The sequence below is a fragment of the Streptomyces sp. NPDC087270 genome (genome assembly GCF_044744625.1).
GTDB lineage: Bacteria > Actinomycetota > Actinomycetes > Streptomycetales > Streptomycetaceae > Actinacidiphila.
Genome location: NZ_JBIUYR010000005.1, coordinates 466,202 through 485,925, shown reverse-complemented (window position 1 = coordinate 485,925; position 19,724 = coordinate 466,202). Strand labels below are relative to the sequence as shown.

Annotated in this window: 12 protein-coding genes; 5 read left to right on the top strand and 7 right to left on the bottom strand. The window is 73.1% G+C overall.

Annotated features, from left to right (window positions below):
* Positions 1–177 precede the first annotated feature (177 nt).
* The gene (locus ACIPAE_RS13420; RefSeq protein WP_402445018.1) at positions 178–1,098 is read right to left on the bottom strand and encodes an NADP-dependent oxidoreductase; all 921 of its coding nucleotides are present in this window, start codon (positions 1,096–1,098) and stop codon (positions 178–180) included.
* An 80-nt stretch (positions 1,099–1,178) separates the two neighbouring features.
* Between ACIPAE_RS13420 and ACIPAE_RS13415 the strand changes: the two genes are divergently transcribed.
* Positions 1,179–1,754, top strand: coding sequence for a TetR family transcriptional regulator (locus tag ACIPAE_RS13415; protein ID WP_329363200.1), 576 nt, complete (start codon positions 1,179–1,181; stop codon positions 1,752–1,754).
* Positions 1,755–1,835: 81 nt separating this feature from the next.
* Here the strand turns inward: ACIPAE_RS13415 and ACIPAE_RS13410 are convergent, their stop codons facing one another.
* From ACIPAE_RS13410 to ACIPAE_RS13395, 4 genes are all read right to left on the bottom strand, one after another.
* Positions 1,836–3,017 carry a serine hydrolase domain-containing protein gene (locus ACIPAE_RS13410; protein ID WP_402445016.1) on the bottom strand — a complete coding sequence of 394 codons (1,182 nt, stop codon included), beginning with the start codon at positions 3,015–3,017 and terminating at the stop codon, positions 1,836–1,838.
* A gap of 661 nt (positions 3,018–3,678) precedes the next feature.
* Complete coding sequence (locus ACIPAE_RS13405; protein WP_402445014.1) at positions 3,679–6,318, bottom strand: hypothetical protein; 2,640 nt, start codon at positions 6,316–6,318, stop codon at positions 3,679–3,681.
* Between the two features lie 188 nt (positions 6,319–6,506).
* Positions 6,507–9,245 carry a glycoside hydrolase family 97 catalytic domain-containing protein gene (locus ACIPAE_RS13400; protein WP_402445013.1) on the bottom strand — a complete coding sequence of 913 codons (2,739 nt, stop codon included), beginning with the start codon at positions 9,243–9,245 and terminating at the stop codon, positions 6,507–6,509.
* 280 nt (positions 9,246–9,525) lie between these two features.
* Positions 9,526–12,996: a glycoside hydrolase family 3 C-terminal domain-containing protein gene (locus ACIPAE_RS13395; RefSeq protein WP_366414635.1), complete on the bottom strand. Its 3,471-nt coding sequence runs from the start codon at positions 12,994–12,996 to the stop codon at positions 9,526–9,528.
* A 158-nt stretch (positions 12,997–13,154) separates the two neighbouring features.
* Between ACIPAE_RS13395 and ACIPAE_RS13390 the strand changes: the two genes are divergently transcribed.
* Positions 13,155–14,342, top strand: a complete 1,188-nt coding sequence (locus tag ACIPAE_RS13390) for an ROK family protein (protein WP_329363191.1) — start codon at positions 13,155–13,157, stop codon at positions 14,340–14,342.
* Between the two features lie 523 nt (positions 14,343–14,865).
* Here ACIPAE_RS13390 and ACIPAE_RS13385 read toward each other — a convergent pair.
* Entirely contained in the window at positions 14,866–15,627 is a 762-nt protein-coding gene (locus ACIPAE_RS13385; protein WP_402445010.1) for an SDR family oxidoreductase, read from the bottom strand.
* Between the two features lie 101 nt (positions 15,628–15,728).
* Between ACIPAE_RS13385 and ACIPAE_RS13380 the strand changes: the two genes are divergently transcribed.
* The 3 genes from ACIPAE_RS13380 to ACIPAE_RS13370 all read left to right on the top strand — a co-directional run bounded on the left by ACIPAE_RS13380 (position 15,729) and on the right by ACIPAE_RS13370 (position 18,654).
* Positions 15,729–16,592, top strand: coding sequence for a helix-turn-helix transcriptional regulator (locus ACIPAE_RS13380; RefSeq protein WP_329363187.1), 864 nt, complete (start codon positions 15,729–15,731; stop codon positions 16,590–16,592).
* Between the two features lie 169 nt (positions 16,593–16,761).
* Positions 16,762–17,910, top strand: a complete 1,149-nt coding sequence (locus ACIPAE_RS13375) for a phosphotransferase (protein WP_402445008.1) — start codon at positions 16,762–16,764, stop codon at positions 17,908–17,910.
* A gap of 39 nt (positions 17,911–17,949) precedes the next feature.
* Positions 17,950–18,654, top strand: a complete 705-nt coding sequence (locus tag ACIPAE_RS13370) for a GntR family transcriptional regulator (RefSeq protein WP_402445006.1) — start codon at positions 17,950–17,952, stop codon at positions 18,652–18,654.
* A gap of 36 nt (positions 18,655–18,690) precedes the next feature.
* Here the strand turns inward: ACIPAE_RS13370 and ACIPAE_RS13365 are convergent, their stop codons facing one another.
* The gene (locus ACIPAE_RS13365; protein WP_329363182.1) at positions 18,691–19,650 is read right to left on the bottom strand and encodes a LysR family transcriptional regulator; all 960 of its coding nucleotides are present in this window, start codon (positions 19,648–19,650) and stop codon (positions 18,691–18,693) included.
* Between the last annotated feature and the right edge of the window lie 74 nt (positions 19,651–19,724).

The window sequence follows — 19,724 nt, the reverse complement described above, 5'->3', positions numbered from 1 at the left end:
GAGGGGCGGCGCCAGCGCTCACGCGGACGGATTCGGGGGATTCACGAGTGACGGGCGGGGCAAGGCGGTTCACGCACTCACGCGCGGCTCGGGCCTACCCACGCACGGCTCACGCGCACCCGCGCGCGGCTCGGGCATACCCGCGCACGGCTCACGCGCACCCGCGCACGGCTCGGCTCACGCCTCCACGCGCAGCACCGTCTTCCCCTTCGCGGCGCCGGACTTGATGTCCTCGTGCACCTTCGCGATGTTCTCCCACGGCTCGACGCGCCAGACCGGCACGGTCAACGTGCCCGCGGCGACGGCGTCGGCGACCGTCTGCGGGGCGTCCAGGCGGAAGACGGTGCCCTCGCGGCCGCTGGCCCGGACGCCGAACTCCGCGGCGTTGCCGAAGTCGGTGACCGTCACCACGTGCGAGGGATCGCCGCCCGCGATCGCGATCAGCTCGGGGAGCTGGCCGCCAGGGCCGATGTCCAGGACCCGGTCGACGCCGCCGGGGGCCAGGGCGCGCACGCGGTCCGCGAGGCCGTCGCCGTACCCGGTGACCTTCGCGCCGAGTTCGCGCATCGCCGCGGCCTTCTCGGCGCCCGATGTCACGATGACCTCCGCGCCGCGGCCCACCGCGATCTGCGCGGCGAGCCGCCCGACGGCGCCGCTGCCCCCGTTGACGAACAGGGTGTGCCCCTCGGCCACGCCGAGTTCGTCGAGGGTGCGGATCGCGGTCTCGGCGAGCATCGGGATGGCCGCCGCCTGCTCGAAGGACATGGTGTCCGGGATGTTGGCCCAGTGGTCCAGCACCGCGAACTGCGCCGCGCCGGCGGTGGCGCCGCCGAACATCAGGTTCCCGAAGACCCGGTCGCCGACGGCGGTGCCCGCGACGCCCTCGCCGGCCCGCGTGACGACGCCGGCGGCCTCGAAGCCGGTCCCCTGCGGCAGGGACCCGCCCAGGGCGCCCTCGCGGACGAACCAGTCGGCGGGGTTGGTGCCGCACGCGCGCACCTCGATCAGAACCTGGCCGGGGCCGGGGACGGGTGTCTCGGTCTCCACGAACCGCAGCACCTCGGGTCCGCCGAACTCGTCGATCTGTACCGCTCGCATGGGCACTCCACTTCGATGACGTGATGACACTTGATGTCATCACAACGATAACACCAAGTGTCATCGGGTAGGGTGAAGGCATGCCGAGATGGGAGCCGGACGCCCGGCAGCGCCTGGAGACAGCCGCGCTGGAGCTGTTCGCCGAGCGCGGCTACGACGGGACGACCGTCGCGGATATCGCGGAGCGCGCGGGCCTGATGAAGCGGTCGTTCTTCCGCTACTTCCGCGACAAGCGGGAAGTCCTCTTCGGCGGCACCGACGGGCTGGTCGCCCGGCTGCGGGCGGGAGTGGGCGACGCCCCGGCCGGCGACCCGCCGTGGCAGGTGCTCCTCGGCGCCCTCGCCGGCTCCGCGTCCCTCTTCCCGGCGGACCGCTCCCTCGCCCACCGGCGGCAGAGCGTCATCGCCGCCAACCCCGAACTGCGGGAGCGGGAAGTCCTCAAGGTGGCGGTCCTTGAGGACGTGCTCAGGGACCTGCTCGCCGAACGCGGCGTCCCCCCGCGGCAGGCCGCCTACCTGGTGCGGCTCGCCCTGACCGTCTACGAGCAGGCGTTCACCCAGTGGATGGAGCCCGGCGCCCGCGCCACCTTCGAACGCTGCGTGGCCGACGCCGACGCCGAACTCCAACGGGCCCTGTCCACCCGCCACTTCGCGTAGCACGGTTCTTGCTGATCGTCGGATCGTCGGTTCGGCCGTGCAGTGCAGTGCAGTGCCGTCCCGTCCCGAACCGGTCCCGTGTCAGGGGGTGGCGCGGCCCCCGGCGCACAACGCGTGGTCGATCAGCGCGCTCCCCGCGTTCTCCTGCTGGGAGATGTGCTCCTGGGAGTCGCCGAGTGCCTCGGACATGGAGACCACCGCGCTGCGCCGGCCGTCGCCGGTGACGCCGTTGAGGGTGATGTAACCGCCGTCCCCGCCCTCATGGCTCCAGTACGTTCCCCCGCAGCTCAGGGGTCGCTCCACCAGCCCCAGCCCGTACCGTCCGCCGGGCCACATCGATCGCAGGTCCGCGCTGACCGGGACGGTCCGCTTCATCTCGGCCAACTGCCGCGCCGGGAGCAGCCGGCCCGAGAGCAGCGCGCGGAAGAAGGTGTTCTCGTCCCGCGTGGTCGAGACGAACGCGAGGATCTCGTGCTCCACCGGTACCTGGTGGGTGACGTCCACCCGGGAACCGGGCCCGAAGAACTGGTAGGCCCGGGCGTGCGGCTCGGGCAGCGTCGGCGAGACGCCCGTCCACCGGGTCCGGTCGAGGCCGAGCGGGCGCAGGACGCGGTCCTCGATCTGCCGATGGGCGGGTTGGCCGGTGACCTTCTGGATGATCATGCCGAGCAGGACGTAGCCGGTGTTGGAGTACTGCCAGCCCCCACCGGGCGGGAAGTCCGGCGGGTGGGCCATGGCGCGCGCCACCAACTGCGCCGAGCTGTAGACGTCGTCGCGCTGCTGGACGTACTCCTCCGGCGTGGTGTAGCCGGGCAGGTCGTCGTGGATGCCGCTGGTGTGCTGGAGCAGTTGGCGGACGGTGATCCGGCTGCCGTCGTTGCCGTTGCCCCGCACCACGCCCGGCAGCCAGTGGTCCACCGTGTCGTCCAGCGAGATCCTGTGCTCGGCCTCCAGCTGGAGGACCACGGTGGCGACCAGCGTCTTGGAGGTGCTGGCCATGCGGAAGTAGCCGTCGGAGGGCACCGGGCGGCCGGTGTCCAGGTCGGCGGTGCCGCTGGTGGCGACCGTCTGCCTGCCGTCGGGCGCGACCACGCGGGCCTGCACACCGCTGATGCCGAGGGCGTGGATCGCCTCGGTGTCCTGCCGGAGCCGCTCGGCGGGGGAGGTGCCGGCGGTCTGCGCGGAGGCGGTGGCCACCTCGGCGGCGAGCAGCGCGGCGACGCCGACCGCCACGGCGAGGTGCTTGCGTAAAGTCCGGGTCATGCCCGGACGCTACGTCGCGCGCCGACGGGGCACGATCGGGCCAGTCCCATGATCGGACCGGGGGATATCCCCCGGCGCGGGCCGCCGAGGACCGGCAGCGCGGCTGCTGCCTGCCGTCCGGGCGGGCGCACGAAGCGCCGCCGCCCCCGAGCCGATCGTCGGCCACCGCGCAATCCGGCTGCCGCGTCCGGAGCTTGACGCGCACGGGTCTGGTCGGGTGCCACGCCGACCTGGCCACCCCCGGCTCGGCGGGCCCTGGCACTCCGCGCCCGCGGCCACGCCGAGCGGAACTCCGAAGGCTCCACTCGACGCTGCCGACCGGCACGGAGCCGATCGGTGCGCCGCCGGCCACCCCGTCGTGGGAGTGCCGGCCGGCCGGTCGCCCCCGAGGCCGGCTGATCGGCGGGGTGGCCGACCGCATCGTGCCGGCGGGCGTGACGCGCTGCCGCCCGAACGGTTCGACGACGCGGTGCCGTTCAAGAGGAGAGGGGCGGCCGAGCGTCGTGGTCGAGGTCGCACCGGCGGGACCGATCCCGCCGATGCCGGTCGGCATCCGAGTCGCCCGCGACGCGCGGCAGCGGAGCCCGTCGCCGCTGCCGCGGCTCCAACCGGCGGCACACCCGCCCGCGGTGACCGGACCGGGCGGCTGAGCGCCGCCGGATCAGGCCGGGTCCACCCGGATCGAGCCGAAGGTGTTCTGCGTCAGGCTCGACACCAGGCCGATGCCGCCGCGGCGCAGCGCGATGCCGCTGTCCCGGCGGACCAGCGTGCCGTCCAGCCACAACTCGAGGACGTCCGCGGCCGCGTGGACGAGGAACGTGGCGGCGGCGCCGACCTGCGGGAAGGGCGCCGGCGCCGCGGCGCCGACCTGCGTCAGGGTGCCGTCGTGCTTGGTGAACAGCCGGGCGTTGCCGTCGGCGCACAGCCGGTACTCGTAGTAGTTCGCGTCGTCCTGGAAGCGCGCGACCACCCCGACGAAGGTGTCCTGACGGTAGGAGGGGTCGGAGTACCACACCACCGGTGCCACCGTCGGGCTGACGGCGACCGTGAACCGGTAGTCGGTCCAGGTCTGATCGCCCGCGACGAGCAGGGCCGGCTCGCCGATGGTGTCGCCCTGGGACTCGCCCTCGGACAGGTTGGTGTTGGCGATCACCGGCCCGTGGGCGCCGTCGGTGACGTCCCAGTCCCCGCGGCCCTCGACGATGCGCCACCCGGTGGGCAGCCGATGGCCCAGGTCGGTGGTCGCTCCGGCCCGGATCGGCGCTGTCCACGGCAGGCGGACCGGATCGCTGATCGCCACCTCGACGGCGGCGGTGACGTCGGGTTCGGCGGCGCTCGCGGCGGTGATCGTCACCGATCCGCCGGCCGGGACCCGGGCCGGGGCGGTGTAGGTGCCGTCGGCCGTCACCGTGCCGACGCGGCTGTCGCCGCCGGGCCGGCCGTCGACCGACCAGCGGACCTGCTGGCCGGTGCCCTGCGTCGGTACGGCCACCAGGTGCACGCTGTTGCCGGCCGGGACGGCGGACGGGCCGGGGAACGGGAACACCACCCGGCTCGGCGTCAGGTGCGGCCGGTAGGGCCGGTCGAGGCCGATCACCAGCACGTCGTGGTACTCCAGCCGCGGCACCCGTACGGTGACCCGGCCGGAGGCGTACCGCCAGGACGGCGCCTGCCGCCGGGCCGGACCGACGGTGTCCGGGGTCACCAGCGTGACGCCGGCCGGGCGGCGGTCGGTGGACACCGTCACGGTCAGGTCGGTCTGGGTGCGCATGCTGCCGGTGTCGTTGTCGAAGTCGCCGTTCACCACGTGCACGATCCGCCGGCCCGGCTGGTCGAACGCGGACAGGTGCACCTTCGGCGCGCTGACGTCCAGCGTGGCCGGGGTGATCGCCCGCAGCTCGCGCCGCAGTTCGTGGGTGTCCCGCTGGAACGCGGCCAGATTGGACTCCAGCGTGAACACCCCGCGCACCAGCCCGTCGAGCACGTTGTACATGCTGCGGCCGGCCGCCGGGAAGCCGCCCGCGGCGAGGATCTGGGCGGAGGCGATCCGCACGAACGCCGGCCAGGAGCCGAAGTCGTGCGGCCCCCAGAAGATGGTCGGCGTCGCGTAGTCGATGAAGAACACGAACGGCTTGGGCGCGACCTTGGCGATCGCGGACCGCAGTTGCGGGATGAGGTTCGCGGTGCCGTCGAACGGGGCCGTGCTCTCGGCAGCGGGCACGTCGAGCCCCTGGAGCCGGAACGGGTAGTTGCGCAGGTAGTAGTCGACCGCCTCGGCGCCGGTGTTGGTGTCGCCGTCGAGCGCGGGGAAGTCCGCGCCGCCGTAGGTCGAGTTGGCCGACAGGTAGACCGTACGGCCGTGCGTCTGCCGCGCCTGCTGCCTGATCGCGCGCATCGCCGGGGCGATCACGGAGGTGTCGGTGGGGTACCACTCGTCGAACTCGACGCCGTCGAACCCGGCCGCGATCTGCCGCTCGGCCTTGAAGACCAGTTGCCTGACGGCGCTCGGGGTGTCACTGACCAGGTGGTACACCGGGCCGTTCCCGAGCGGGTCGCCGGACGCCTCGGCGGGGTCCACCCCCGGCGCGAGCGTCTCCAGGTCCGGTTCCCAGTAGCTCGCCGACACGCCGGCGCCGAGCAGCGCGCCGTCCTGTGCGAGCCGGACCAGGCTCTGCCGTACCGCGGGGAAGCCGCGGTCCTCGTACTCGGTGCCCACCCACTCGTACGCGGACCGGTGCACGAAGTCCGGGGCGATGACCCGGGTGAGCCGGCGGTTGCGGGCGTCGGACGCGTTCTGCTCGAAGAGCCACACCTCGACCTGGTCGAGGCGGCTCGGCGGGGTGGCCGGCGCGTTGGACGGCGCCGACCAGTGCCGGCCGTCGTGGGTCGCCAGCGCGAACCAGTGCCGGGTGTCCGGGTCCAGCCCGGAGACGTCCAGCTGGTGGCCGGCGCCGGCGGAGCCGATCGGGCGGGGGCCGCCGAGGCGTCGCGCGGTCGGCCATGTCGAGGCGTCGATCGGGCGGTCGGCCGACCGGAGTTCGTACCGCACCGCGCCGGCCGGCGCGGTCCAGCTCAGGGTGATCCCCGCCGAGGTCACCGACTCGACGGCGAGGTCGGTCACGGTCGCGACCGGCCGGCCGGCGGCCGGCGATCCGCTGCGCGCCGGCTGAGCGCCGGCCGGTTCCGCGCCGGCCGGCCGGGCATCGGCGACTCCGACCGGAACGGCGACCGCACCGGCCCCGACCACCGCGATGGTGAGGAACCGCCGGCGACCGATACCGGGTTGAGCTGACGCGTCCACGCGACCCTCCGACCGGGGATGGGGTTCTGACATCGTTGTCAACTACCTTGTGCACCGCTCGACGATCTGTCAATACCCTGTCAGCCACGGAGAGTTCGCCGCGGGAAACCGGTCCGCCCGCCGCCCCCGGCACCTCGTACGGGTGACGGGGGCGGCGGGCGGGTGTCCGCTCGGTGCTGCCGCGGTGGTCAGTTCACGCAGGTGAGCCGGGCCAGCCCCCAGTCCGCGTGGTCGTAGTTCTTGCCGTCGCCTCCGTCGCCGACGGCCAGGCTCAGGGTGTGCACGCCGGTGGTGTCGACGCTCAGGTCGACCGCGCTCTGGCCGCCGCGCACCACGTCAGTGGACGCGAGTTGCCTGCCGTCGTCGCCGAGCACGGTGAACGTGACGCTGCCCTGGCCGCCGGTCTCGTCGTCGACGCCGACGTGGGCCTCGAAGCGGGTGCAGCGGCCCTGGAGGTCGATCTGCACCTGGGCCGGCGCGTTCATGCCCAGGCCCTTCGGATACACGGTGCCGTCGATCGTCAAGGGGTGGCCGTCCTGCCCGCCGGCCTCGCCGTTGGACTGGTCGCGCTCGACCGGCCCGTAGCCGTTGGTCTCGGTGAGGAACGGCTGATCGCTGGCGTAGACGGTGCCGTGCAGCGGGACGGAGACCCGCACGACCTGCTCGACGTGGACCGGCGGGGCCTTCCCGCCGGCCGGGTCGGCGTACGTGGCCACCACGGGCACGTCGACCTCGCCGCCCGGCTGGTCCTTGCCGACCGTCACCGTCCAGTGGCCGTCGAGCGCCCGGCCGGCCCGCAGCGAGCCGGCGGTGACGTCCCGGCCGGTGGCGCTCCAGCCCACGGGGAGCCGGTCGCGGTCCACCGTCAGGCGCACCTGGCGCAGGGCCGTGCCCTGCGGAAGCTCGAACGCCGCGTCGATCCCGACCTTCGCGCCGGGGCCCGCGGTGGCGGTCGACGGGTCGAGGGTCAGGGACGTGGCGGGCGCGGTGACCACCGGGTTCTCGCAGTCGGTGCGGCCCTTGGTGGCGGGGCAGGCCAGGGCGACGAAGCCGCCGTTGGCCGCGCCGGGCACCGACAGGGTGTCCTTGGCGGTGGCCGTCCGCACGGTGCGCTGCAACTGGCCGTCGCTGTCGCCGATCGTCTCGACCAGCCAGGTGCCCTTGCCGAGGAAGCCGAGCGGCGCCGTCATGGTGTCGCTCGCGCCGGCCAGGATGCCGCCGACGAACCAGCGGTCGCCGCTGCGGCGGGCGATGACGGCCTGCCGGTCGCCGGCCGGCTGCGGACCGGGCCCGCCGGAGACCAGGTGCGTCTCGTCCCAGGTGGTGGGGAGTTGCTCCAGGTAGCTCTCGGCCACCGGTTGGGCGGCGAAGCCCTCGGGGTTGTCGCCCAGCGACGTCCAGCCGGACTCGTAGACCACCGGCAGCGCCAGTTCGTGCGCCAGGGAGTCCTGCCGGTTCGGGCGGGAGAACCACGTCGGGGTGTAGTCCATCGAGCCGACGATGTTGCGGGTGAAGGCGAGGAAGATGTCGCGGGTCGGGTTCTGCCCGTTCTCCTCACCGCGGACCGCCTCGACGCTCATCACCTGCGGCCAGGTGCGTTGCAGGCCGCGGGGGATCGTCGCGCCGTGGAAGTCGATCATCAACTTGTCCTTGGCGGTGTCGTGCAGGATCGCGTCGTACCACTGGAAGGTGGACTGCGCGTCGGAGTCCATGTAGTCGACCTTGACGCCCGCGACGCCCCACTCCTTGAGCTTCGCGAACCAGGTGTCGCGCTGCTGCTGGGTTTTCAGGTCGGTCCAGGCGAACCACAGGATCACGTCGACGCCCTTGGCCCGCGCGTAGCGGACCAGTTCGGGGACCCAGCTCGCCTGCCAGCCGGCGTCCACCAGCGTGTACGGCAGGCCGTGCGCGGCCGCGTAGTCCACGAAGTCCTTCTGCCGGTCGAAGTCACCGGGGCTCGACCCGTCGCTCAGCCAGGACCAGTCGTCCACGCCCGGCCGTATCCAGGAGGTGTCCTGGAACTTCGCCGGCGGCGCGAGGTCGTTCACGAGGGTGGAGCCGACCAGCGTGTCCAGGCTGCCCACGATCGCGGTGCGCCACGGCGTCGCCAGCGGTCCGTTCGAGGTGACGGGCGCGTCGTCCGCCAGCGCGACGGAGTACGCCCCGCTGCCGGCCACGTGGTCGAGGTGGCTGCCGGAGTACCGGCCGTCGACGTCCGCCTCCGTCAGCAGCACGTAGGTGCTCCCGACCTCGAAGAGCGTCGGGTAGCCGAACGCGCAGGTGTCGCCGGTGCAGGACGTGGGCTGCGCCGCGTTGGCCGCGCCGGCGGTGGTCTGGGTCCGCTCGGTCTCGTAGCTGGGCGAGTACGGCTGGACCCAGGCGTCGGCGTCCGTCGGCAGCTCGAACGTCGAGGACTCCCCGGTCACGGTCACCGGGCCCTTGCCGTCCAGCAGGTACCGGTAGGCGACGCCGTCGTCGGACACCCGTACCGCGACGCCCAGTCGGGCACCGTCGGCGCCGCGGAAGGTGAAGGTCGCCTCCCGCATCGTGGCCGAGGTCCGCAGCTGCTTGCCGGTGGTCATCCGGTAGGACTCGTGGACCGTGCGGTCCTGCCGCTTGACCAGCCGCAGACCCGTCGTCAGGTCGTGCTGGTCGGTGCGGATGCCGAGCCGGCCCGGCAGCAGCACCGGCGCGCTGCCGCGGTCGACCGCGAGGTGCAGCTCGCCCGCGGAGTCCAGGTCGAGTTGCGCGGTGAGCGTCGAGCGGCCGGGGTCGTCCACCGTCCAGCTGCCGTTGGAGTTCTGTGCGGTGGTGGGGTTCTGTGTGGCGGAGTGCCGGGCCGCGGTGGACGGTGCGGCGGTGGACGGTGCGGCTGCCGCCACGACCAGTCCGCTGCCCAGCAGTGCCGAAAGGGCCACGCCGGTCACCGTTCGCCGGAGTCTTTCGTGCCGTGGTCGCATGCATGTCCTTTGCCTTGGACCACCGCACGCCCCTGAACGACCGGTCACGGACCGATCGTCAGCACGGGCTCGGCGGTCGACAGTTGAACAACAACGAACTTTTTCCAAGCAATTCCCGCACATGTCACCGGACTCCCACATGCGCGTCAAGCCTCAGGACCGAGTTCGCGGTGGCGGGTTCTCGCCCGCGCGGGCGCCGTGGGCGGCCGGTCGACCGCCCGCCCACGGCGCCGCTGCCGACCGGAGGTCAGCTGATGGCGGTGGCGAAGACGTGCAACTCGGGGTTGCTCGGCAGGGTCACGTACCGCACCTGCTTCCCGCTGCTGAGCGGCACGGACGCCGCGTACAGGCTGACCTTCTGGTCGGCGGGGTTGGTGCTGCCGGCCGGCCGGTTCCAGTGCGGGGTGGTGACGACCAGCGTGCAGCCGCTGCCCGCAGCGTTGCTGTACCAGTCGGAGACGTTCAGGGTCGACGTGGAGGTGGTGCCGTCGGTGTAGGTGACGGTCACCTTGCCGGTCTGGGTGCCGTTGGTGCCGACGGTCAGGAGCGACAGCGCCGAGCCGGAGCCGGACTGGCTGACGAGCTGGCCGCCGGTGGTGACCGCGTCGGCCTGGCCGGCCGGCACGTCGGGCCAGGTGAACGTCGCGCCGCCGGCGGTCACCTGGCCGCCGGGCGTGACGCCGACCGACGCCAGCGCCTGCGCGGAGAAGCTGTAGCCCTTTCCGTCGAGGTTGCCGGGGGTCTGGTCGGCGTCGTCGGTGACGCCCACCGTGTCGCGGGCCGCGGCGAGGTCGGCGTAGGCGATCTGCACGGTCGCCTTGCCGGTGCCCGGCGGCAGGCCGCGGGAGCCGCTGTAGGCGGTGGTGGCGGCGAGGGTGGCCGCACCGCCCCCGGTCCCGGCCGGCACCGTCACCTGCCAGGTGGTGGTGGCCGAGGCGCCCGCGGGCACCTTGCGGAAGGTGGCGGCGGTGACCGCCTTCTTCGTCCAGCCGGCCGGCACGGTGAGCTGGGTGGCGGCCTGGCTCACGCTCTGCGTCGAGGCGTTGGTGAACGTGGTCTTCACCGACAGGGTGCCGCCGCCGTCAGCGGTGGCCGGCGCCGAGACCTTGGTGAAGCGCGGCCCCGAGTTCCTGGTCACCTGGAAGGCGCCCGACAGCGGCAGGGCCCGCGAGGAGTCGCCGACCTGCACGGTGTACCTGCCGGTGGCCAGCTCCCACGCCTGCGCGTCGGTGCTCCAGTACGACGCGTCCTGCGCGCTGATCTCGAAGGTCACCCGCTTGCTCTGGTGCGGCTTGAGGTCGACCTTCTGGAACCCCTTGAGCTGGCGGGCCGGTTCACCGGTCGAGGACGGGTCGGTCAGGTAGAGCTGCGCGACCTCGGCGCCCTCGCGGCTGCCGGTGTTGGTCACCTCCACGCTCGCCGGCACGGTGCCCTTCTCGCTGAGCGTGTGCCCCACCCGAAGGTTCGAGAAGCCGAACGACGTGTAGGACAGGCCGTAGCCGAACGGGAAGAGCGGCGTCAGCTTGTTCGTGTCGTACCACCGGTAGCCGACGTTCAGGCCCTCGGAGTACTCCACCGTGCCGTTCACGCCCGGGAACTGCGCCGCGGTCGAGGCCGGCACCTGGTCCAGCGACGTGGGGAAGGTGACCGGCAGCTTGCCCGACGGGTTCACGTCGCCGAAGAGCAGCGACGCGATCGCGTTGCCCGCCTGCTGGCCCGGGTACCACGCCTCCAGCACGCCCTTGACCTGGTCCAGCCAGGGCATGGTCACGGCCGAGCCGGTGTTCAGCACGACCACGGTGTTCGGGTTGACCGCCGCGACCGCGGAGATCAGCTTGTTCTGGTCGGCGGGCAGGTCGATGTTCTGCAGGTCGCTGCCCTCGCTCTCGAAGTCGTTGGCGTAGACGACCGCCACGTCGGACTTGGCCGCCAGCGCGACCGCCTGGTCCAGCGGGCTGCCCGCACCCGGCGGCGTCCAGCCCAGCTCGGCGACGGCGTCGCCGCCGGACTGGTAGTAGTCCATCTCGACCTGCACCGGCTTGCCCGCGGTCAGGTCCACCTGCGCGGTCTGCGTGGTGCTGCCCTGGTCCCGCCAGTTGTCGATGAGCTGCTTGCCGTCGATGAACAGCCGGCTGCCGTCGTCACTGGTGATCCCGAACGTGTACGTGCCGGTGGCCGGCGGGGTGATCGTGCCGGTCCACTTGGCGGAGAACGAACCACCGGACACGCCCGCGGCGGGCGCCTGGCCGTTCCACTTGAAGTCGACCTGCGGGTCGGTCGTGGTCGCCGCCGGGTCCCCGGCCAGCGTGGTGTTGGTGTAGTAGTCGCCCTGCAGCCCGTGGCCGCTGCCGGACGCCGGCGTCAGGTACGAGCTGTCGATGGCCGGCAGCTCACCGCCGGGGCCGCTGCCGCCCTGGGCGTAGGACACGGTGGTCCCGGCGCCGGCCCGCGCCTTGATCCCGTCGTACGGGGTGACGGTGCCGGTGCCGCCGACGGACGCGCTGCCGCCGCCCGCGGTCATGGTGTCCACGCCGGCGCCGTCGCCGAGCACCGCGATCGACTTCACCTTGCGGGAGTTCAGCGGCAGCACGCCGCCGGAGTTCTTCAGCAGGACGGTGCCGGCCTCGGCGGCCTTCCTCGCGGTGTCGACGTGTGCAGCCGTGGACGCGTCGGCGTCCGGGGTGTCCTTGGACGGGTGCTCGAAGAACCCGAAGCGGAACTGCTCGCGCAGGATGCGGGTGACCATGTCGTCCAGCCGGCTCTGCGCCACCTGGCCGTTCTGCACGGCGGTCTTGAGCGCGGCGCCGAAGTACGAGGCGTCCGGCATCTGCATGTCCATACCGGCGTTGGCCGTGGCGACCGTGCTGTGCGTGCCGCCCCAGTCGGAGGTGATGAACCCCTTGAGGCCGAAGTCGTCCTTGAGGATCGAGTCCAGGTAGGCGCTCGCGCACGCGTCGGTGCCGTTGACCGTGGAGTACGAGCACATCGCCGACGCCGGGTCGGACTGCGCCACCACCGCGCCGAACGCGCTGGTGTAGATCTCCCGGACGGTGCGGTCGTCGATGATAACGTTGTCAGACGGCGTGTTCCTGTTGGTCTCCTGGTTGTACACCGCCCAGTGCTTGACCTGGGCCATCACGTCCTGCCCCTGGATGCCCTCGATGTCCGCGGCGCCCATCTGCCCGGTCAGGTACGGGTCCTCGCTGTACGACTCGAACGCCCGGCCCCAGCGCGGGTCGCGGACGATGTTGATCGTCGGACCGAGGTCGACGTCGACGCCCTTGGCCTTGTCCTCGGCGCCGATCACCGAGCCGTAGGACCTCGCCACCGACGGGTCGAACGACGCGGCCACGTTCGCCGCGGCCGGCAACTGCGTGGTGTCGCTCATCCGGACGCCGGTCGGGCCGTCCTGCATCTTCAGCGCGGGGATGCACAGCCGGCTGTTGCCGGGGACCAGTCCGGTGTACGGGCCCGCGGCGGAGCCGTGCACCATCGCGATCTTGTCGTCGAGGGTCATCTTCGACAGCACCTGCGCCGTACGCGTGTTCACCGGCGCGGTCGAACCCACCCACGGGCAGGCCGGGTTGGGGCCGTCGGTGCCGGCCGCGGCGGCGGGGGAGACCCCGGTGGGGGAGAGTGCGAGCCCGGCGACCAGGGCGGCGGCGGCGGTTGCCACGGCCGCGGCCCGCCGTCTGCGGGACGTTCTGAATCGTTTCACGATCAACACGGCTCCTCTGTTGGCCCGAGGCGATACGGGGACCGGCCCGGGAAGTGGCGTGCGGATGGACCCTAGGCTCACCCAACTCGACTTTCAAGAGGTAGAGTCGGGCCTCAATTCAGCCGTTCAACGGCAGAAATTTGAGCTGGGGTGACGGCATGACAGATGCGACCGGGCCGGTCTCGGCGCGCCGGATGCGGACGCGCGAACTGCTCCTCGGGGCCCTCGCCGAGCGCGACACGGTCAGCCGCGCGGAACTCAGCCGGCTGACCGGGCTGTCCCGCAGCGCGGTCGGCGCGGGCGTGGCCGCGCTGCTCGCGGAGGGGCTGGCCACCGAGGGCGCCGGGTCGCCGGCCGCCGCCGGCCGCGGCCGGCGGGCCGGGCTGGTGAGTCTGCGGCCGGCCGCGGGGGTGGTGGTCGGCATCGACTTCGGGCACGCGCACATCACGGCCGCGGTGGCCACCGCGGCCGGGGAGATCCTGGCGGAGCGCACCGACGAACTCGACGTGGACGGGCGGCCCAACGACGCGCTCGACTCCGCGGCCGGCCTGGTCCACCAGGCCCTGGAAGCGGCCGGCCAGCGGCTGGACCGGGTGCTGGGCATCGCCGCGGGCATCCCCGGGCCGCTCGACGTGCGGACCCAGGTGGTCCGGGCGCCCACGATCCTCTCGGACTGGGTCGGCCTCGATCCCGCCGACGAGCTCGGCCGCAGGCTCGGGCATCCGGTCAGCGTGGGCAACGACGCGGACATGGGCGCGCGGGGGGAGCGGGCCTTCGGCGCGGGGCGGGGGCTCGACGACTTCCTCTACATCAAGGCGTCGCACGGCATCGGCGCCGGCATCGTGCTGGCCGGCCGCACCTACCGGGGATCGACGGGCATCGCGGGCGAGATCGGCCACACCCAGTTGCCGGGCGCAACGAGTTGGTGCCGGTGCGGCAGCCGCGGCTGCCTGGAGACGGTGGTGTCCATCACCGAGGTGCGGCGCCAGCTCACGCACGTGCTCAAGACCGGCGCGGGGGACGTCTCGACGGTGCTCCCGCCGCTGGCCGAGCTGGCACCCAACTCGGCGGCGGCCCGCGTGGTCACGGACGCCGGGCGCACCATCGGGCGGGTGCTGGCCGACCTGGTCAACTGCCTCAACCCGGCGGCGATCGTGCTCGGCGGTGAACTGGGCACGGCGGGGGCCCCGTTGGTGGCGGGCGTCCGCGAGTCCGTCGACCGCTACGCGCAGCCCGCCAGCGCGCAGGCGGTCAGCGTGCGGAGCGGGTTGCTGGGGCAGCGTGCGGAGTTGCTGGGGGCGATGGCGACGGCGGCGGCGGTGCGGGCGGGGGGTGCGGCGGGGTGAGCCGGGGGGAGGGGCCGCGGGGTGGTGGCAGCCTCTCCCGGGCCGGGCCGGGGTGGGCCGGGCGAGGGGGCGCGCGTGCGGCCGGTGTTGCCGCGCCGCGGGTCCGGTGGGGGCCGCGCGCGGCGCTGTGCGGGGTGAACGGCGCGGGAAGCCCCACAGGGGTGGGCGGGGGGAACGGCGCGGGCTCGTACGGGTGTGGGGCATCGCCCGCGACCGTGCGTGGCGTGTGGGCCACGAGGGCCCCGGCAACCTCGTCCGGGGCCGCACAGGTCGTCCGCTCTTCGCTCCCTTCGCATGGAGGGCTTTCGGGAGGAAAGGACATGCTTGATCGATGGCATCGGGTGGCCTCGATCTTTTTCCGGCCACCGGCGCGCCCCCCTCTGCCGGGCCCCCGTGGAGAGGGCGCGGCAGAGGGGGCGGGCGAGCAGGGCGATGGCCCGGCAGCGCCTCGGGTGCGTCAGCGGTCCGTCGAAGATCGCTGACACGAGGGTGGTGCACCCGCGGGCACGCTGCGCGCCCGGTGTCAGGCAGGCTGGCCGATCGGACGGATCGTCACCGTGTTGAGGTCGACGCCGGCCGGCTGGTCGAGCGCGAAGCCGATCGCCTCGGCCACGGAATCCGGGCTCATCGCGATGGGGGGAGCCTGGCCGTGCCAGAACGCGGTGTCGATCATGCCTGGGTTCACGACCGTGACTCCGATGCCGCGGGTCGTGGCGTGCAGGCGGAGGTTCTCGGCGAAGCCGACCACTGCCCACTTCGTGGCGGAGTAGAGGTTCCCCGGGCTGTTCTTGATCCCGGCCACGCTGCCGAGGAGCACCAGCCGGCCGCGGGACCGTTCGAGGTGGGGCAGGGCCGCCCTGGCCAGCAGAGCCGGGCCGAGCACGTTGGCGAGCACCATCGGAGCCCACAGCTCCGGATCGCCGTCGTCGACGACGCCGGCACTGCCTGTCCGGAAGTGATCCGCGGACGCGCCGCCCGCGTTCGCGATCGCCGCGTCGAGCGACCCGAAGTGCTCCACCGTGCTGGTGACCACCGTGTTCGTGGCGTCCCAGTCGGAGGCATCTGCCACCAGGCCCAGGACGCGGTCCGCGTGGCCGACCTCGTCGAGGAAGGTCTTGAGCCGACCAGGGTCGCGCCCGGTGACGGCGACCCGGTGGCCGCGCGCGAGCAGGAGCCGAGCGGTCGCGGCGCCGATCCCGCTCGTGCCACCGGTGATCAGGACCGTCTTTCCAGCGACCGGCGCGGCGCCGGAGCCGGTGGGTGTGTCGTTGAGTGAGGCGTTCATGGCGTCCACTGTGTGGCGCGGCGCGGGCCCGTGACAGTTGCTTCCGAAGGTGGGGACGGCATCCCCTGGCGCCGGCGGCGCAGCTCAGGGAGGCTGGGCGCATGTCGAACACGAGGTACTCCGAACTCGGCGGCTTCCTGCGTTCCCGACGCGAGCGGATTCGCCCCGAGGAGGTCGGGCTCGCGCCCGGCCCGCGGCGCCGCGTCCCCGGTCTGCGTCGCGACGAGGTCGCCGTGCTGGCCGGTGCCTCGGTGGAGTACTACACCGAGCTCGAGCGCGGCGCCGGGTCGCAGCCCTCCGACCAGATGCTCGCCGCGCTCGCCCGCGCCCTGCGCCTCAGCCGCGACGAGCGCGACCATCTGTACCGGTTGGCGAACCGCCCGATCCCGCCCCAGGGCGGGACGGCCTCGCACGTCCACCCCGCGATGCTCGACCTGCTGACCCGAATCGACGGGACCCCGGCGATGGTGAGCACCGACCTGCACACCGTCCTGGTCCAGAACCCGCTCGCCCTCGCGATGCTCGGCGACCTGTCCGCGCACCACGGCCGCGCGGCGAGCTTCATCTACCGGTGGTTCACCGACCCGGCCGCGCGGCGGATCTACCCGCAGGAGGACCTCGCCCCGCAGTCACGCTCGTTCGTCGCCGACCTGCGCGCGGCAGTCGGGCGACGCAGCCCGGGCGACGCCGAGGCGACCGACCTGGTGGACGAGCTGCTTCAGCAGTCGCCGGAGTTCCAGGCGCTTTGGGCCGACCAGGACGTGGAGGTGCGCAGAGACGAGCGCAAGCGGATCGTCCACCCCACCGTCGGCATGCTCGACCTCGACTGCCTCAGCCTCTTCAGCGAGGACAGCCGCCAGCGGTTGCTCTGGTTCACCCCGCGCGCCGGGACCGACACCGCCGAGAAGCTCGCGCTGCTGACCGTCGTGGGCACGCAGGCGATGCGAACCGAACCGGTCCGATGAACCGATCGAGGAGGTACCGGTCGAGCGACGGACGTGACCGGCCGGCCGTCGCCTTCCCGCGCCGCCGGCCTCGGTGCGTGACGCCGCCGTCGGATCGGACGCATGCGGCTGTCGTCCGCACGGCACTCGGCGTCCGCACGGCACTCGGCGTCCGGCGGGAAGGAAGCGGATGACCGACCGTGGCCTGCCCGACGCCGGCACGATCGAGGCCGTCCTGGCATCCCATGAGGGCGCGTGGGCAGCGGGAACGCGGGTGCTCTCGGTGCGGGACCTGTCGCCGGGGCTGGGACAGGCAGTGGTCCTCGGGGTGAGCACCGCGGCTCCGGACGGTCACCCGTCCCGGTGGATCGTCAAGATCCCGGGTGGGGGCCACCGGTCCCTGCTCGACTCGCGTGATGGCCGACTGGACCGCCGAGAAGCCCGCTTCTTCGGCAGCGCCATTCCCGCTGCGCTGCCCCGCGGCCTGGCCACACCGCCGGACGCGACCGTGGTGCGGCACGACGGGCGCGTGTGGATGGTGATGCGCGACATCGGTGCCGCCTTGCACCGGCCCTGGACTCCCGCCGCCGCCACGACGGCCGCGCTGCGCACCGTGCTGCTGTACGTCCCAGGGGCCTTGGACCCCGGCCTCCTCGACGCCCCCTGGCTGGAGCGCGACGGCCACGCCGCGTACACCCACCACGTTCCGGCCGGTCACGACAACCTCGACGCCCTTGCCCACGAGCCGCGGCTCAAGGCGCTGTTCACCCGCAGGCAGATCCACGCCCTGCACACCTGCTTGGACGCGGCCGCGGAGCTGAACTCGCGCGCCGCCACGCTGCCCAGCACTCTCGTGCACGGCGATCTCACGCCACGCAACGCCGGCCTGGACACGGACGGTGCCCTCGTCCTCATCGACTGGGAACACGTCGGCGTCGGGCCGGTGGGCTTCGACCTGGGCACCTTCGTCTCCCTCTACCGCGTCTTCGGCGGCCACGGCGAGCTGGACGAGCAGGCCCTCCTTGAGGAGTACGGCCGAGCCCTCAGCGACCTGGCCGGCACCGAACTGCGCCACCCCGCCGCCCTGGGCTTCGCCACCGCCCACCTCACCTGGGGACTGCACCTCCGTCTCGGCCCCGGCCTGACGGCGGTACGCCAGGGCTTCCACAGCGAGAACCCGGGAGAACTCTCCGCACACCTCGACGACATCCGCTCGGGATGCCTGCGCGCCCTGTCCTGGGCACCCGCGGCGGGAGTGGCCGCGGCGGGAGTGGCCGCGGCGGGAGTGGCCGCGGCGGGAGTGGCCGCCCGGGGTGGCAGTGGGCTGAGGGAAACGTGACATTGTATTCTGGCGGTCACGTGCGTGGGAGGGTCGGTCATGGGTCATCTGTCGTCTCGCAGTGCCATTCCGGTGCGGGAGAACCTGCGGGACCAGGTGGCCAACGCGCTGCGTGCCGCGCTCGTCGCGGGGGAGCTGCGGCCCGGTGTGGTGTATTCCGCGCCGACCCTTGCCGTCGATCTCGGGGTGTCGGCCACGCCGGTGCGGGAGGCGATGCTCGATCTGGCCCGGGAGGGGCTGGTCGAGGCGGTGCGGAACAAGGGTTTCCGGATCACCGAGGTCACCGAGCGGGAACTGGACGAGTACACCGAGATCCGCGAGCTGATCGAGGTTCCGACGATCGGACGGGTCACGGCCGTGGCCGGCGCCGAGCAGTTGGAGGCGCTGCGCCCGCTGGCCGAGGAGGTCGTCCAGGGTGCCCGGCGGCATGACCTGATCGCGTACCTGGAGGCGGACCGGCGCTTCCACCTCGGGCTGCTGGGCCTTGCCGGCAACGCTCACCTCGTCCAGGTGGTGGGCGACCTCCGCAAGCGCTCGCGGCTGTACGGGCTCACCGCGCTGGACGCGAGGGGCCGCCTGGTGGAGTCCGCCGAGGAGCACCTCGAACTGCTCGACCTCATGATCGCCGGGGACGTCGAGGGCGCCCAGGCGTGCATGCGGCGCCACCTCGGCAACGTCCGCTCCCTGTGGGCCGACACCCCGGAAGGGGCCCCGTCCGCCGGGCCGGACCGCGGCGCGGGCTGACCGCACGACGGGGCTCCGGCACGCGCCGGGGCCGCCTCACGTCCGCGGGGTCCGGTAGTGGCGGGCGGCCCACGCCTGGAAGTGCGGTGCCCGGGCGATGAGTTCCTCGTAGGCGGCCAGGGCCGCGCGGAAGAGGGTCTCCGCGACCTCGCCGGACACCCGCTCGCGATGCCACACCAGGACGTAGCGGCACCACAGGGGCGTGCCGACCAGGGGCTTGACGATCACCCCGGGAATCGGCCGGCACGTCGCCTGGACGATGGAGATCCCCAGCCCGTCCGCGATCATCCGCTGCAACTCGTCCCGGTCGCCGAGGAATTCGTGCACCGTGGGCGGGGTGAAGCCGGCCGCCCGGAAGGCGTCGTAGCAGACACCGGGCCAGCCGGCACCGTCGTCGGGGGTCAGGAACCAGGCGTCCCCGGCGAGTTCGAGCAGTGGCACGTCCAGCCGGCCGCGGGCCGGGTGCGTGGTGGGCAGGGCCACGAAGCTGGGCTCGGTGACGATCCCTCGGCGGGCCAGGGCCGCGGAGTGCGCCAACTCGCGTCCCGGGTAGTCGACCGCGACGCCGACGTCCACCTTGCCGTCCTCGATCAGCTCGACGATCTCGGCCGAGGAGTACACGCTGCTCACCTGCGCGGCGAGGGTCGGCAGGACGGCGCGCGCTCGTTGCAGCATGCCGGGCAGGACGGGCGTGTTCGTCGCGGCCAGCCGCAGCACCCGGCCGGCCCCGGGCCGGCCGGCGGTGGACCGCCGCCCGATCGCGTCGGCCAGCGCCACCACCTCGCGCGCCTGCACCACCACCTCGACCCCGAAGCCCGTCGGGGTCACCCCGGAACTGCCCCTGACGAACAGGTCCTCGCCCATCAGCCGCTCGATGCGCTTCAGCTGGTTGCTGACCGCGGGCTGCGAGCACCCCAGGACGGTGGCGGTCCTGCCGAGACTCATCGTGTCGGCGATCGTGCACAGCATCCGCAGGTGTCGGAGTTCGAGTTCCATCAGCCGGCACACCCCCCGCCCCAGGTCTCTCAGGAATGTGCCAATTTTACGGCCGATCTTGGGTTTTGGAGGTT